General features: G+C 65.2%; 13 protein-coding genes. 3 read left to right on the top strand and 10 right to left on the bottom strand.

What is annotated here, in order from left to right:
- Window position 1: 1 nt before the first annotated feature.
- The 7 genes from DM806_RS15885 to DM806_RS15855 are packed head-to-tail and all read right to left on the bottom strand — an operon-like array spanning window position 2 to window position 6,788.
- Window positions 2-427 (bottom strand): hypothetical protein, encoded by a 426-nt coding sequence (locus tag DM806_RS15885; protein ID WP_179044139.1) that lies wholly within the window; start codon window positions 425-427, stop codon window positions 2-4.
- Window positions 424-1,752: a FliI/YscN family ATPase gene (locus tag DM806_RS15880; protein ID WP_179044138.1), complete on the bottom strand. Its 1,329-nt coding sequence runs from the start codon at window positions 1,750-1,752 to the stop codon at window positions 424-426. Before DM806_RS15880 ends, DM806_RS15885 begins: the two co-directional genes overlap by 4 nt.
- Window positions 1,749-2,387: a FliH/SctL family protein gene (locus DM806_RS15875; RefSeq protein WP_256869336.1), complete on the bottom strand. Its 639-nt coding sequence runs from the start codon at window positions 2,385-2,387 to the stop codon at window positions 1,749-1,751. Before DM806_RS15875 ends, DM806_RS15880 begins: the two co-directional genes overlap by 4 nt.
- The gene (fliG, locus tag DM806_RS15870) at window positions 2,380-3,396 is read right to left on the bottom strand and encodes a flagellar motor switch protein FliG (protein WP_179044137.1); all 1,017 of its coding nucleotides are present in this window, start codon (window positions 3,394-3,396) and stop codon (window positions 2,380-2,382) included. The genes DM806_RS15875 and fliG overlap by 8 nt, the downstream gene beginning before the upstream one ends.
- Entirely contained in the window at window positions 3,389-5,158 is a 1,770-nt protein-coding gene (gene fliF, locus DM806_RS15865; protein WP_179044136.1) for a flagellar basal-body MS-ring/collar protein FliF, read from the bottom strand. The genes fliG and fliF overlap by 8 nt, the downstream gene beginning before the upstream one ends.
- 3 nt (window positions 5,159-5,161) lie before the next feature.
- Window positions 5,162-5,521: a flagellar hook-basal body complex protein FliE gene (fliE, locus tag DM806_RS15860; RefSeq protein ID WP_179044135.1), complete on the bottom strand. Its 360-nt coding sequence runs from the start codon at window positions 5,519-5,521 to the stop codon at window positions 5,162-5,164.
- Window positions 5,522-5,534: 13 nt separating this feature from the next.
- Window positions 5,535-6,788 carry a sigma-54 interaction domain-containing protein gene (locus tag DM806_RS15855; protein ID WP_179044134.1) on the bottom strand — a complete coding sequence of 418 codons (1,254 nt, stop codon included), beginning with the start codon at window positions 6,786-6,788 and terminating at the stop codon, window positions 5,535-5,537.
- Between the two features lie 341 nt (window positions 6,789-7,129).
- Between DM806_RS15855 and DM806_RS15850 the strand changes: the two genes are divergently transcribed.
- From DM806_RS15850 to mdoH, 3 genes are all read left to right on the top strand, one after another.
- The gene (locus DM806_RS15850) at window positions 7,130-7,978 is read left to right on the top strand and encodes a flagellin N-terminal helical domain-containing protein (RefSeq protein WP_179044133.1); all 849 of its coding nucleotides are present in this window, start codon (window positions 7,130-7,132) and stop codon (window positions 7,976-7,978) included.
- 223 nt (window positions 7,979-8,201) lie between these two features.
- Window positions 8,202-9,686, top strand: a complete 1,485-nt coding sequence (locus DM806_RS15845) for a glucan biosynthesis protein (RefSeq protein WP_179044132.1) — start codon at window positions 8,202-8,204, stop codon at window positions 9,684-9,686.
- A 64-nt stretch (window positions 9,687-9,750) separates the two neighbouring features.
- Window positions 9,751-11,637, top strand: a complete 1,887-nt coding sequence (gene mdoH, locus DM806_RS15840) for a glucans biosynthesis glucosyltransferase MdoH (protein ID WP_179044131.1) — start codon at window positions 9,751-9,753, stop codon at window positions 11,635-11,637.
- Between the two features lie 49 nt (window positions 11,638-11,686).
- Here mdoH and DM806_RS15835 read toward each other — a convergent pair whose 3' ends face one another.
- The 3 genes from DM806_RS15835 to DM806_RS15825 are packed head-to-tail and all read right to left on the bottom strand — an operon-like array spanning window position 11,687 to window position 15,381.
- On the bottom strand, window positions 11,687-12,418 hold the full coding sequence (locus DM806_RS15835; RefSeq protein ID WP_179044130.1) for a sigma-70 family RNA polymerase sigma factor: 732 nt from the start codon (window positions 12,416-12,418) through the stop codon (window positions 11,687-11,689).
- Window positions 12,419-12,432: 14 nt separating this feature from the next.
- The gene (gene flhA / locus DM806_RS15830; protein ID WP_179044129.1) at window positions 12,433-14,553 is read right to left on the bottom strand and encodes a flagellar biosynthesis protein FlhA; all 2,121 of its coding nucleotides are present in this window, start codon (window positions 14,551-14,553) and stop codon (window positions 12,433-12,435) included.
- A 9-nt stretch (window positions 14,554-14,562) separates the two neighbouring features.
- Window positions 14,563-15,381, bottom strand: coding sequence for a lytic transglycosylase domain-containing protein (locus DM806_RS15825; RefSeq protein WP_179044128.1), 819 nt, complete (start codon window positions 15,379-15,381; stop codon window positions 14,563-14,565).
- Window positions 15,382-15,495 lie beyond the last annotated feature (114 nt).

The following is a 15,495-nucleotide window of genomic DNA, read 5'->3' as shown; positions in this document are numbered from 1 at the left end:
GTCAAACGTCCCCCGACCTTTGCATACGACGATAGCGCGGCAGAGCCGCCAGCTTGTTTTCGCGCCATTCCTCCAGATCCGCACGGGCGCGATCCTTCAGGCGGCTGGCGATTTCCTTCTCGCGATTGGCCGCGACGGTCAGGCCTTCCTTGGCCTCGACATTGCGCTGCGCATCGTAAAGCGCGCCGTCGAGCTGGCGGCTGGCCTGCTCCAGACGGGTCGCCAGTTCCTGCATCGCGGCGAAGGAGGCGCCGGTCGCCATCCCTTCCCCGCCGAACAATTCGCCGCGCACCTTGCGCAGCCGCTCGAGATTATGGGCAATGCCGTTCGCCTCGTCGCGGGCGCGCGCGGTTTCGGCCACCGCCATCGAATGCTGGACGGCACGCACGCGCAGCACGCGCTGGCGGCGGTTGACCAGCCCCTTCACGCGCCGAACCCGGCGATGAGCGCATTGGCGCTGGTGTCGAGGTCGATGCGGCTTTTCTGATCCTGACGGATGAAGTCGAGGATTTCCTGACGGCGGCGGACCGCTTCGTCGATGACGGGGTCGTTGCCGGGGCGATAGGCGCCCATCAGGATAAGATCGCGATTTTCCTCATAGGCGGCCCAAAGGCGGCGATAGCCGGCGGCGGCGATGCGATGTTCGTCATCCACCACGTCGGCCATCACGCGCGAAAGGGACTTGCCGATATCGATGGCGGGAAAGATCGCCTGTTCGGACAGATGGCGCGACAGGACGAAATGGCCGTCCACGATGGCGCGGGCGGCGTCGACGATCGGATCGTCGGTGTCGTCGCCATCGGCCAGCACGGTGTAGAGCGCGGTGATCGAGCCGCCGGTGCGGGCGTCGACGCCGGCCCGTTCCACCAGACGCGGGATGAGGGCGAGGGCGGAAGGCGGATAGCCCTTCATCGCGGGCGGCTCGCCCAGCGCCAGGCCGATTTCGCGCTGGGCATGGGCGCAGCGGGTCAGGCTGTCGATGAGGAGCAGCACCTTTTTGCCGCGGGCGCGGAAATATTCGGCGATGGCGGTGGCGCGGGCGGCGGCGCGCAGGCGCAGCACCGGCGGATGGTCGGCGGGCACGGCGACGACGACGCTCTTGTTCATCGTGTGCTTGAGCTTGGTTTCGAGGAAGTCGCTGACTTCGCGGCCGCGTTCGCCGATCAGGCCGACGACGACGACATCAGCTTCGGCGCCGGCGATCATCTGACCCATCAGCACCGACTTGCCGACGCCCGACCCGGCGATGATGGCGATGCGCTGGCCGCGCCCGGCCGTCAGCAGCGCATTGACGGCGCGGACGCCAAGGTCGAACGCTTCGGTCACGCGGCCGCGATCGAGCACATTGCCCTTCACGCCGTTGAGCGGCCAGGTGCCACCGGCGATGATCGGTCCCTTGCGATCGAGCGGCTGGCCCATGGCGTCGATGACGCGGCCGATCAGGCCGTCGCCCACCTGCACCATGTTCGCCTGGCTGTCCGGTTCGACGCGGATGCCGTTTTCCAGCGGCGCGTCGGCATCGAGCGGCACCAACAGGGTACGATCGCCACGAAAGCCCACCACTTCGGCCCGGCAGACCGAGCCGTCGCTCGCCATCACGCGCGCACCCGACCCGATCGGACGGCGGAAGCCGCTGACTTCGAGCATCCCGGCATCATGGCTGACCAGCCGGCCGACATGGCGCGGCTGGCGGTTCTGCACCTGGAGATGATCGAAGAGGGTTTCGGCCTGCGCGAGCGCGGCGCGGATCATGCCTTACCCTCCATGTCGTCCATGAGCGCGCGCAGGCGCGACAGGCGGACGTCCGGGCCGTCCTCAACCCAGCCGTCGGCGGTTTCGAGGCGCACACAGCCGCGGTGCATGGTCCGGTCGGCGACGAGCGGCACGCCGATCGATTCATTCTTGAGCAGTTCGGCATCGTCCGGGTGAACGTGGAGCGCGTTCTTGTCCTGATTGCTTTCGATGAAGGCGGCGACGCTGTCGCAGCGCTGGACAAGGCGATCCATGTCGATCTCGACCTCGCCGACAATCTGTTCGACGAGGCGGACGACCGTGGCGGAGAGCATGGTCGAGAGCATCCCGCTCGGCGCAGGAGCCAGCAGTTCGAGCGCTTCGATCAGCCGTTCGCGCGCATCGCTTTCCGCTGCATGCGATTCGGCGGTGACGCGGCAGCCTTCGTCGAAGCCGAGGGTGAAGGCCTCCATCCGGGCCTCCTCGACCAGATCGATTTCCGGTTCCACATCGGCCATGGCGGCGCGGATGGTCGCGGTCTGTTGCGCAGGCTGGGCGGTGTAGAGGCTGCGAAAACCGCCTTCGACCGGACGGAAACCCGCCACGGCGACCGGCGCCGCATCCTGAATCGCTTCGGAACCCCAGAATCTAGACAAAGTCGTTGCCCTTTCCGCCGAGCATGATGGTGCCCGCATCGGCCATGCGGCGGGCGGTGGCGATAATCAGCTTCTGCGCGTCGATCACTTCAGCCAGGCGGATGGGTCCGCGTTCCTCGATCTCGTCGGCAATGGCCTGGGCGGCGCGGGCCGACATCGAGCTGAAGATCTTCGCCTTCAGCATGTCGTTTGCGCCCTTGAGCGCAACCACCAGAACGGTGCTGTCGATCGTGCGCATCAGCGTGCCCAGATTCTTGTCATCCATGTCGATGAGGTTATCGAAGACAAACATCTCCTCCTCGATCGTCTGGGCGATCATCTTGTCGCGCTTGGCGACGGCCTTCATGATCCGCTGTTCATTGTCCTTGCGGACATTGTTCATGATCGCGGCCGCCTCGACCGTGCCGCCGCGCTGCGACGCCGCGCCCTGCTTGCTGGCCGGGCCGCGCAGCAGCAGTTGCTCCAGATCCTCCAGCGCCTCGTTCGACACCGGGCCGAGCGTGGCGATGCGATAGACAATCTCTTCCTGATATTCGACCGGCAGCAATTGCAGCACGTCGGCGGCGACAGGCGCCTCCAGATGGGCGAGCACGATCGCCATGATCTGCGGATGCTCTGCCTCGATCAGGGCGGCGATTTCCTTCGCGTCCATCCATTTCAGCATTTCCAGCTGGGTGGAGCGGGTCGGCGGCGTGATACGCGCCAGGATGGTTTCCGCGCGTTCCTCGCCCAGAGCCTTGGTCATCGCGCCGCGGATATGGCGGGTCGCGCCATAGCCGATGGTGGTGCGCTTCTTGGCCTTGGTGACGAAATGATCGAGCGCCTCGTTCACTTCCTCGGGATCGACATCCTGCACATCATACATGGCATAGCCGAGCTGGCGCACTTCTTCAGGCTCCAGGCGCGACAGGATTTGTGCGGCTTCATCCTCGTTGAAGAGCATCAGGAGGACGGCGGCGGCGGCGCTGCCTTTCAGCGCCTCGGGACGGCCGGGGACGATCTCAGGCATTTTCCTTCTTCCCCTCCTTCAGCAGATCGCGGACGACCAGGGCTGCGCGATCAGGATCCTGCTTCACGAAGTTGCGGATCAGGTCGGCGCGCTGGGCATAGTCGTAGGTGGATGAGATCATATCGAGCGTAACCTTCGGTTCCGCGCCGTCGGGCGTCGCGGCGGCAGCCTGCTTGGTCAGCTCGCTCGAAATCTCGCGACCGATGCGCTGGCCGGTTTCGCCGGTTGCGTCGGCCAGGGCGGCCGGCGCCTGGGCGGCGGCGCGACGCTTGAGCAACGGGCGACCGATGCCCAAGACCAGCAGCAGTACGACCAGCAGGGCCGAGACATTGCGTACCAGCGGCGAAACCCAGTCGGCCTCATACCACGGCGTGGTCGGATCGGCGGCCTTGAGGAAGCTGCGCGAGGAGAGCGCGACCACGTCGCCGCGCGCCTGGTCAAAGCCGACCGCGCCCTTCACCAGCGCTTCGAGCGCGGCGATTTCCTGGGGCGTGCGTGCCTTGCCGTCCGGGGCGGTGTCGAGCGCGACCGCGACCGACAGGCGCTTGACGGTGCCGATGGCGTCCTTGGTAACGGACACTTCGCGACCCAACTCGAAATTGCGGTTGAATGTTTCCTCGGTCTTCATCAGCGGGTTGGGCGGGGTGCCCGGCTGGCCTGCCTGCGCGCCCTGGGCCGCCTGGCCCTGCGCCACGGCCTGACCGTTGGGATTGGTCTGGGTGACGGTGGGGTTGACCGGCGCCTGGTTGCTGAGCGCGCCGGGGATGCCCGAGGCTTCGCCGGTGCCCTGACCGCGCGGGTCGGACGCCCAGGTGCCCTGCTCGCTACGAAGGCGCGCCTCATCCTGCGGATAGGTTTCGCGGGTCGCCTGCCGCTCGGCGAAGTTCAGTTCGGCATGAACCTCGGTCGAGAAATTGCCCTGCCCCAGGATCGGGGTCAGCAGCGCGACCACCGACTGGCGATAGCGATCCTCGATCTTGCCCTGAATGGCGAGCTGGCGGTCGTCGGCGGCATCGCCGTCATTATTGCTGAGCAAGCGGCCATTCTGGTCGACCAACGAGATATCGTCCGGATTGAGTTCCGGGATCGACGATGCAACGAGATGAACGATCGCGCTGACCTGCTGGTCGGTGAGCGTCCGGCCGTTGGCGAGGCGCAGCATCACCGAAGCGGACGGCTTGGCGCGGTCGCGCAGGAAGACGCTGGGCGGCTCGACCGCCAAATGAACCTTCGCGCTTTCGACGCTGTCGATAGCCTCGATCGTGCGGGCCAGATCCATTTCTCGGGCCGAACGCAGCTTTTCGCCCTCGACGGCGCGGCTCGCGCCCATTGGCAGGCTGTCGATCATGCTGTTGCCGTCGGGCGCGCTCTTGGGCAGCCCTTGGGCGGCGAGCATCATCTTCGCCTTGAAATAATCATCCTCGGAAACGGTCATCGCACCCGACTTGTCAAAGCCGTAGTGCATCCCATTCTGGTCGAGCACCTGCGCGACCGCCGACTTGTCGGCATCGGGCAGGCCACGGAACAGGTCGCGCTGCGGCGGTTCGCGCAGCGCCATCCAGGCAAGGCCGGCGACCGCCACGGTGCCGAGCAGGCCGAGCAGCGGCAGGCTCTTCGCCACGGCCGGCTGCTTCATGAAGCCGGTGAAGCGCGCCTTGAGCGCGTCGAACCCCTTGGCCCCGCCGCCAAAGGAGGAAGCGGCCGAGGCCGGCAAGGCAGGCGCAGCGGCGCCGACGGTGGTGGAGAGGGCGTTCTCGCTCATGGGTTAGACCGGCATGCTCATGATGTCCTTGTAAGCGGACAGAAGTTTGTTGCGGACCTGCAGCGTCGCCTCGAAGCTGACCGATGCCTGCTGCTTGGCCAGCATGACGCCGGCGATATCCGTCGTTTCGCCGCGCTCGAAGGAGGCGGCGGCTTCGCCGGCCTTGTTCTGGAGGCCATTGACCTGTTGCAGCGCGCTGTTGAGCGCATCGGTGAAGCCGCCGGGCGCGGTGCCCTGCGTGCCGCTGGCGCCGTTCGCGCTGCCGACATTGCCGGCCTGGCTGACGTCGCGCAGCGCCGCGTTCTTTTGCAGGATGGCGTTGCGGATCGCCATCACGCTGTCGGTGGGAGAAATGCCGGTCATGCGTCAGCTCCCTTTAAGCGGCAAGTTCGCGCATTTCGGCGAGCCGATAGCGCAACGTACGTTCGGAAATGCCCAGCTTGCGCGCAGCGGCGGCGCGATGGCCGTCGGTTTCCCGCAGAGCGAGGCGAACCGCTTCCAGCTTGGAATTGCGGGTCACGTCGCGCAGCAGGATCGGTTCAGCCGACGCCAGCACCGGAGCCACGACGCGCAGCTGCGGCGCACCGGAGATATGCAGGTCGCTCGCATCGATGCGGGCACCGTCGCGCAGCACCAGCGCACGCTGGAGCACATTACCCAGTTCGCGGGCATTCCCCGGCCAGGCATGGGCAGCGAGCTTGTCGAGCGCGGCAGCGGTCGGCCACACGAACTTGTCCTTCACGAGATCCTGCTGGCGGAGCAGCATCGCGGCGGCGATCGCGCTGATGTCGCCCCGGCGCTCGGCCAGCGGACGCAGTTCCAGCGGCATGACGTTGAGGCGCCAGTAGAGATCTTCGCGAAAACGGCCGGCGGCGACTTCCTCCGCCAGATTGCGGTTGCAGGCGGCGACGATGCGCACATTGACCGGCACCGGGTGGGTGGCGCCGACCGGCAGCACTTCGCCTTCCTGAAGGGCACGAAGCAGCTTGGCCTGGAGCGCCAGCGGCAACTCCGCGATTTCGTCAAGGAACAGGGTGCCGCCATCGGCCGCCAGGAACAGACCATCGGAGGATTGAGCCGCGCCGGTGAAGCTGCCCTTCTTGTGGCCGAACAGCATCGCTTCCATCATGGTTTCGGGCAGCGCCGCGCAGTTGACGGCGATGAAGTCGTGAGTCGAACGGCCGGACTGGGCATGGAGGAAACGGGCCATGCCCTCCTTACCCGTGCCCGTGTCGCCCTGGATCAGAACGGTGGCGTCGCTGCGGGCGACGCGGGCGGCGAGACGCATCAGATGCGCGCTGGTGGCGTCACCCACAGCCGGAACCGAAGCGGGGCGGGCGAGTTCGGCAATGAGGGCGAAGGCAAAGCCCATATCCTCCAGGCCGAAGGCGACACGCGCCGGCAGGCCGTTGGCGGCCGCGACCAGCGAGGGCGCGCCGTCGATCACGTTGATCAGGATGTCGCGATGCGTGGCATGACCGATTTCGGTCGCCAGCAGCACCCGGCGGCTATCCTTGTCGCGCGGGCTGGCGGCATCAATGATCCGCACCATGTAGCAGGCATTTTCGAGCCAGTGCTGCAGCCCGGGAACGAGCGCGCAGACCCCACGGCTCACGTCAAGTGATGACATGAACAAAACCCCACATTTTGGCTGGCTTGTACCCCCGTACGCCCCAGGCCCCTTCGATGGTTAATTTTTACCGCCTGCGTGGTTATCAGATGGTTAACATGGCCTTCCACTTGCCGCAGGCCGGCAATTTTTTTCCGGTGGCCGGCAAGTTTTTCCGCCCACTCTCCCAACATCCCTATACGTGCGCGCGTAGATGTACGCGTTAAACCACTGATTTCAGGAATTTTTGGAAAAAAATGCAGGCCGGATTAAAGCCCTGCGGCCGCCCGCCGTTATCAGCTTTCGAGGCCGCAAGCGCCCTGATGGCAGCGACCTGATGGTTGAATTTGGAAGGGAATATCATGACTGTTATCGCAACCAACACCGCGGCGCTGCGCTCGGCCAACGCCTCCACTGCCGCCAGCAAGGCGCTGGGCACCGCCATGGAACGCCTGTCGACCGGCAAACGAATCAACAGCGCCAAGGATGACGCCGCTGGCCTCGCCATCGCCTCGTCGATGACGTCGCAGATCAAGGGCATGACCCAGGGCATCCGCAACGCCAATGACGGCATCTCGATGGCGCAGACGGCTGAAGGCGCGCTGGGCGAAGTCAGCAATATGCTGCAGCGTATGCGTGAACTGACCGTTCAGGCGGCCAACGGCATTAACGACGACAACGCCAAAGCGAACATCCAGACGGAAATCACCGCCCTCTCCGCCCAGATCACCGACACGCTGACCAACACCGAATTCAATGGTCAGAAGCTGTTCGACGGCACGGCAGGCACCGCTGGCGTCGTGACCATTCAGGCCGGCGCCAACGCCAGCGACACGATCGACCTCAGCTTCGGCAATCAGTCGACCGCTCTGGCGACGATCCTCGCCTTCGACGTGACGACGGCCACTGCGGCCGACTTCACGACTGCCCTGAGCGGCAGCGCCACGGCTGGCAGCTTCGATGAAGCGATCCAGTCGATCTCCACCGCCCGCGCCGATCTGGGCGCCTCGCAGAACCAGCTGGAATCGGCGGTCAACAACCTGACCAACAACGTCACCAACCTGAGTGACGCCCGCAGCCGCATCGAAGACGCCGACTTCTCGGCCGAAACGACCGCGCTGGCCAAGCAGCAGATCCTGAGCCAGGCCTCGACCGCGATGCTGGCCCAGGCCAACCAGAGCCAGCAGGGCGTGCTGAAGCTGATCGGCTAAGCCGCAACAAGATTGGCGGGCTGAGGTCATGGTCACCGATAGTCCGCCAAGTGGTCCCCGGCGCATCAACAGTCCCCACCGCGCCGGGGACTAACCTTCGATCGAACGACCAGAAGTTAGAAGCCTCCGTCCCCCCGGGCGGAGGCTTCATTCCGTCGTCATCGACGGGTCGTCATGGATACAAGGCTTGGCTTGGTCGTTTCCGCCAGCCATGACTATACCCATGACCCAGATAGACCGGCGCGCGATGATCGCCGCCACCGGCGCCGCCCTCCTCCTCCCCGCCTCGCTCCGCGCGCAGACGAGACCCGATCCTTTTTCCTGGGAAAGGCTGGTTGCGCAGGCGCAGAAGCTGGCGCGCTCACCGTATAAGGAGACGCCCGCCTATCCCGGCGCAGCCAAGGTCGACTATGATGCCCTGCACGCCGCGCGCTTTCGCGACGACCGCACCCTTTGGGGCGACCTGCCCGGCGACACCGGCATCCGCTTCTTCCCCTTGTCCAACACCGCCCCGCAGCCTGTGCAGATTGCGATCGTGGAAAAAGGGCAGACGACCCCGCTTCGCTATGACCCGACCATGTTCGACGCGCCGGCCGGCAATCCCGTCGCCGCGCTGGGACCGGATGCGGGCTTTGCCGGTTTTCGCATCATGAACGCCAAGCGCGATGGCGACTGGCTGTCCTTCTTGGGCGCCAGCTATTTTCGCGCGCCCAGCCCGCAGAAGCAGTTCGGCCTGTCCGCCCGCGCGATCGCGATCAACACAAGTCTGGGCAAGGAGGAGTTTCCCCGCTTCACCCATTTCTGGCTGGAGCGGACCGGCAACAGCAGCGTCACCATCTACGCCCTGCTCGACGGCATATCGATCGCTGGGGCCTATCGCTTCGTCAGCCGCCTTGGGGCAGACGGCGTGCAGCAGGACGTGACCGCCGCCCTCTTTCCGCGCAAGCCGATCGAGGAGCTGGGGCTGATGCCGATGACCAGCATGTTCTGGTACGATCAGGCCAATCGCACGCAGGGCACCGACTGGCGGCCGGAAATTCATGACAGCGACCTGTTGTCGATCGCCAGTGCGGATGGCACCGCCCATGCCCGCCCGCTGGTCAATCCGTCCGCCCCACTGGTAAGCGCCTTTGCCGAACGCGACCCCAGGGGCTTCGGGCTGCTCCAGCGTGACCGGGATTTCGACCATTATCAGGATGACGGCGTCTATTATGACCGGCGCCCTTCGCTCTGGGCGACATCTACCAAGGCGCTGGGTCAGGGCGAGGTGCGGCTCTACGCTTTCCCGACCGACAGCGAATATACCGACAATGTCGCCGCCTACTGGACCCCGGCTGCTAGGGTGACACCCGGCAAGCGGATCGACGCGAGCTACCGCCTCGACTGGAGCGCGGCCAAGGCTCCGGCGTCCAGGGGGCTGGCGATCGTCGAGAATGTCTGGCGCGGACGTGGCGGCGAGGAAGGCAGCGACCGTTTGGTGGTCGATTTTTCCGGCGTGGCCGACGGCAGCAAGCCCGACATATGGACCGACATAAAGGGCGGCACGATGCTCAAGACCGCCGGCTATCCCGTGCTTGGCAAGTCCGGTCTGTATCGCACCGTGCTCGACCTGCGGCGCAATGGGGCCGGTTCGGCGGATATTCGGCTGCAATTACGCACTGGCAATCGCGCATTCAGTGAATATGTGCATTACCCTATCGGCGCATGACGGGAACCGTGGCCGTAACGAACGGTTCTGACGCCTGGGTCAACAGCAAGCGGGTCTGAACAATATGGGGAATGGAGACGCTCGATCGGCGGGGCCGACCGGCGAGGACAAGCCATTGGCGCGGGCCTTTGAACAGGTTCCGGCAGAAAGTCCGCTCGCCATGCCGGAGCAGGATTTCTATGCCGCCCCTCCCCTGATCGCGCGTCGCCGGTTTAATATCGACCTGTGGGCGCGACGATTGCTGGTCGTGTTGCTGGCGCTGATCCCCGCCGCCATGGCCGCGCATGAGATGCGGCGCTCGATCGGCCTGGACGGCATCAATGCGGTCGAGGGCGTCTATCTTGCCCTCTTCATCTCCCTATTCGCCTGGATTTCCTTCGGCTTTGCGACCGCGACCATCGGCTTCCTGCTTCAGACGGTCGGCGGTGGCCGCAGCGTCGCGCCCCGGCCGCTGCGTGCGTCCGAACCGCTCCGCGGCAAGACCGCGATCCTGCTGCCGGTCTGCAATGAGGATTTTCTCGGCGTGCTGGGCCGCCTGTCGATCATGGAACGGTCGCTGGCGCAGGTATTGGGCGGCGAACGCTTCGAATTCTTCATCCTGTCCGATTCCAACGCCGAAAGCGGCGAGACCGAACGGCACGCCTATCAGGAAATGCGCGGTTCCTTCTCGCGGCCCGTCCATTATCGCCGCCGTGCGCTCAATATCGGGCGCAAGCCCGGCAATATCGCCGAATGGGTGCAGCGCTTCGGCGGCGGCTACGACTATATGGTCGTGCTGGATGCCGACAGCGTGATGAGCGGCCAGACCATGGCGCGGCTCGCTGCCGACATGGAGCGGCATCCGCATGTCGGCCTGATCCAGACCGTTCCCACCGTGATGGGCGCATCGACCCTGTTCGCGCGCTGGCAACAGTTCGCCAGCCGCCTGTTCGGACCGATCTCGGCCGCCGGCATGATCTGGTGGGCGGGGTCCGAAGGCATGTTTTGGGGCCATAACGCCATTGTGCGCGTGCGCGCTTTTGCCGAAAGCTGCGGCCTACCCGAACTTCCCGGCCGAGCGCCCTTCGGCGGCCATATCTTGAGCCATGACATGCTGGAAGCCGCCCTGCTCCGTCGTCGCGGCTGGGATGTGCACATGGTCACGGCAGAGGACAGTTTCGAGGAATTTCCGCCCTCCATGCCCGACCTCTTCACCCGCGACCGTCGCTGGTGTCAGGGCAATATCCAGCATGTGCCGCTACTGGTGAAGATCGCCGGGCTGCATCCGGTCAGCCGGTTCCAACTGCTGGTGGGGGCAAGCGCCTATTGCACGTCGCCCATGTGGCTGGCGCTGATCCTGGTGGTGCTGGGTGGTGCGGCGAGCGGGATGTGGCCGCCAGCCGCGATCCTGCCGTCGGGCGGGCTGCTGGCGGTGACGGCGGTGTTGCTGTTCGGGCCGAAGATCTTCTCGATCATCTGGGCCATGGCCGATCCGGCGCGGCGCATCGGCTTTGGCGGCGCGGCGCGGATGACGCGCGGCGTGATCGCCGACATCCTGTTGTCGATCCTGATGGCGCCCGTGGCGATGCTGACCCAGACGATCAACCTGTTCGGCATATTGATGGGCAAGAAGGCAAGCTGGAACGGCCAGACCCGCGACCGCGACGGCATGGCGATCACCAGCGCAATCTGGCTGTTCAAATGGCATCTGTTGCTGGGCGTTGGCCTGACGGTGCTGGCGGTGAAGGCAGGTGGGCTTGGCTGGACCATCCCGGTGGTCGCCGGCCTGTTTGCCGCGCCGCTGCTTGCGGCGATCACCGCGCGCAAGGATCTGGGGCGCAAGGCGGAGGAAAGCGGCCTGTTTCAGGTGGCCGATCCGTGGTGGCGGACGCAAAGCTATCGCCCGCTCCGCTTCCGCTGGCCGACCAGCGACGGGCGGCGCGTGGAACCGGTGGCGGCGAACGACGAATAACGTTGCTATCCGTCATTGCGAGCGCAGCGAAGCAATGACGGATAAGGCCTCAATCGTTCCAGTCGCTCAACTTCTCGCGTAGCTTGTCGAGCGCGGCCTTCTTGATCTGGCAGACGCGCGCGGCGCCGATGTCCAGCGTCTGGCCGATTTCCTCCAGATTGAGTTCCTCGACGAAATAGAGTTGCAGCACCATCGCCTCGCGCTGGGGCAGTTCGCTGATGCAGGCAGCCATCGCCTTTTTCAGCGATTCGCGTTCCATGATGTCGTCGGCACGATCCTCCACATCGGCGAACCACATGGACTGGTCGGAATAAACCTCGTCCATGCTGGTATGCTGGACCATCTCGACGCTGTCGGCGACCTCGCGATAGGCGGCGGGTTCCAGTCCCATTTCCATCGACATTTCCGCCTCGGTCGGCAGCCGGCCGAGCTTCTGCTCCAGCCCATTGCGGACCTTGCCCAGTTCCTTGCGCTTCGCCATGGCGGACCGGCAAAGCGTCGCCTGCCGTCGCAAATGGTCGATCATCGCGCCGCGCACGCGCAACTGCGCATAGGCGCCGAAGCCAAGGCCGCGATCCTCGAAACTGTTGGCGGCCTCGACCAGCGCGACCATCCCGATCTGGAGCAGATCCTCCACCTCGATAGCGGTCGAGACGCGACCATGGACGTGCCAGGCGATCTTGCGCACCAGCGGCATATATTGGCGGGCCAGCCGTTCCGGGCTGTTCTCGCCAGGCTTGCCGTAGGTGTGGGCGCCGGCCTGAATCTTGTTCATATACATGGCTCAGCCTTTCCTCAGGCGACTCGTTCGCGCTGCGGCAACGGATCGTGTCGCGGCGCCGGACGGGAGTCGTTTCCTACCACCGCAACTACTTCCACTCCCTTACCGTCGGGAATTTCCAGGAAGGACAGCACCGGCGTTTCGGGCAGATGCGGCTTGAACAGGCGAGCGAGCGCGCGCCGCGCCACCGGCGAGGTGACGATTGCAAAGGGACGCGCCTGCCCCAGCATCGGGCGTGCTGCATGGACAACCGATTCGACGATACGGTTGGCGAGGCTGGGTTCGATCGGATGCTTGGCATCGCCGGCGACGCGCATCGCCTGCGCCAGCATCGCTTCGAGGTCGCCGTCCAGCGTGATGACCGGCAGCGGCATCTTCACCGGGACAAGCCCCTGGATGATGAGCGCGCCGATGCGCTGACGCACCGCTTCGACCAGCTGTTCGTGGTTCATGTCGGGGCGGGCGCCATCGACCATCGCCTCGCAGATGCGGCGAAAATCCTTGAGCGCAATGCCTTCGGACAGAAGCGCGCGACACAGCGCGCTGATCTGGGTCAGGTTCAGCATGCCCGGCGTCAGGCCATCGACCAGCTGCGGCGCGATGTCCTTGAGGTTGTCGAGCAGCTTGCGCGCCTCGTCCAGGCCGAACATTTCCGATGCGTTCATGGCGATCAGCTGGTTGAGGTGCGTGGCGACGACCGTTGGCGGATCGACCACGGTATAGCCCGCGACCACTGCTTCGCTGCGCTTGGCCTGCGAAATCCAGACGGCGTCGAGGCCGAAGGTTGGGTCTTTCGCCGCGCGACCCTGCACCGTGCCCTCCAGTGCGCCGCTGTCGAGCGCCAGCAGATCGTCGGGCCAGATTTCGTCTTCGCCTACGATCACACCAGCGATGGTGATGCGATACTGATTAGGTTCCAGCGCCAGATTGTCCTTCACGCGGACCATCGGCACGACGAAGCCCAGTTCCTTCGACAGCTGGCGGCGGATGCCGGTGATGCGGGCCATGAGCGGCGCGCCCTTGCGCTCGTCGACCAGGCTGATGAGGCCATAACCGATCTCCAGCCCCAGGATCGCGCCGTCCGACACATCGTCCCATTCGATCAGCGCGGGATTGGGCGCGGGCGGCAGCGGTGCGGGTTCGGCGGCCTTTTTCTGGCTGGCCTTGCGCAACTGCCAGGCGATGCCGCCGGCGACCGCCGCGGCGGGCAGAATGATCATGTGCGGCATGCCGGGGAGCACGCCCAGGAAGCCAAGGATGGCGGCGACCGGCACCCAGGCCTTACCCGAACCGAACTGACCGGCCACCTGACCCGACAGATCCTGCTCGCTCTTGACGCGGGTGACGATGGAGGCCGCCGCGATCGAGAGCAGCAGCGCCGGGATCTGCGCGACCAGCGCGTCGCCGATCGCCAGGATGATATAGGTCTGGGCCGCTTCGCCGATGGCGAGGCCATGGCTGACGACGCCCAGGATGATGCCGCCGACGATGTTGATGACCAGGATCAGGATGCCCGCGACCGCGTCACCCTTCACGAACTTGCTGGCACCGTCCATCGAACCGTAAAAGTCGGCCTCGGTAGCGACTTCCTGACGACGGATCTTGGCTTCTTCGGGCGTCAGCAGGCCTGCGTTGAGGTCCGCGTCGATCGCCATCTGCTTGCCCGGCAAGGCATCCAGCGTGAAGCGCGCCGACACTTCGGACACGCGGCCCGCGCCCTTGGTGATGACGACCAGGTTGATGATCATCAGGATGGCGAAGACGAAGATGCCGACGACATAGTCGCCGCCGATCAGGAAGTGGCCGAAGGCCTCGATCACCTGACCCGCCGCGTCCGATCCTTCATGTCCCTGCACCAGCACGACGCGGGTGGAAGCGACGTTGAGCGCCAGGCGCAGCAGGGTCGCGAACAGCAGCACCGTCGGGAAGCTGGAAAAGTCGAGCGGCTTGGCGGCGTTGAGCGCCACCATCAGCACGGCCAGCGAGATCATGATGTTGGTGATGAAGCCGATGTCCAGCATGATCGCGGGCACCGGGACCATCATGAACAGCACGACCATCAGCGTCGCGAAGGGAAGCACGGCTCCCTTGACGGCGCTCATCCAGATCTTCGCTTTGACTTGGGCAGGAGACATGATCGGCCGTTACCTTCCGAGGGTGGCAAGCATGAGATAGGCGAGGCGCGCCGTCTGCGGCTGCGGCTTGACCATGATGTCAGGCTGCTGCGCGAGGCGCTGGGTTTCGATCCGCACATAGTCGGCGGGCTGGACGGTCTTGGCACCGGTCGGCAACGACGCGTCCGCATATTGGGTGGGGCCGCCAAGACTGTCGGAGCTTTTCTGAAGCTTGGCGGCGAAGCGATCGCGAATTTCGGCGAAGCTGCGGGCATTGCCGGAGCGATCGTAGAAGATGGAGCGGTTGGCGCGCGCCGCTGACGGGAACATCGACGCGGCGGTCGCATCGGGCGCGCGGTCATGCACCGAAAGGAATTTGGACGCGCCGCCCACGCCCAGGAAATGGGCCAGGTAAAGGTCGACCGGCTCGGCCTCGCGGCCCAGCTTCGATTCCAGATAGGCCTTGTTGTCGGCGGCATGTTCGGCCGCCATGACGGACGCCGTTTCGGGATGCTTGCGCAGGTCCAGTATCTGCTGGCGCAATTCGGGGTCGGCGACATAATAGCGGCCATTGCTGCCCCGGCCGATCGCGTCCGACGCCCAGCCAAGGCCATATTCGCTGCCATGCTTGTCGACGACGGCGAGCCAGCTCTGGTCGATGAACTGATAGAGGCCGGTGGCGGACGAAGTTGCCGCGCGCGCGGTGGGATTGAGGCTGGATTCGATCTTCGCCTGCCCCAGCAGATAACCGAAGTCGACACCGGTGCGACGGCTCGCCATCGCAATCGCGTTGGTGACGCGATTGCCGGTCGATCCCGACGTTGCCGAAATGTCTGCGAATGCCGACACGAAATCAAAATCCTCACTTTGCTAGCGAGGACATTAGAGCAAGGCTTGTGCCAAGATTTGGTTAACGCGAGCGCAAGAAAATGCGCCGGGCACGACGAAAAACGGCGCCCGAAG

Source organism: Sphingobium lactosutens (genome assembly GCF_013393185.1).
In the GTDB taxonomy this organism is placed as follows: Bacteria; Pseudomonadota; Alphaproteobacteria; order Sphingomonadales; family Sphingomonadaceae; genus Sphingobium; species Sphingobium lactosutens_A.
This window is presented reverse-complemented; position numbering and strand designations above follow the sequence as displayed.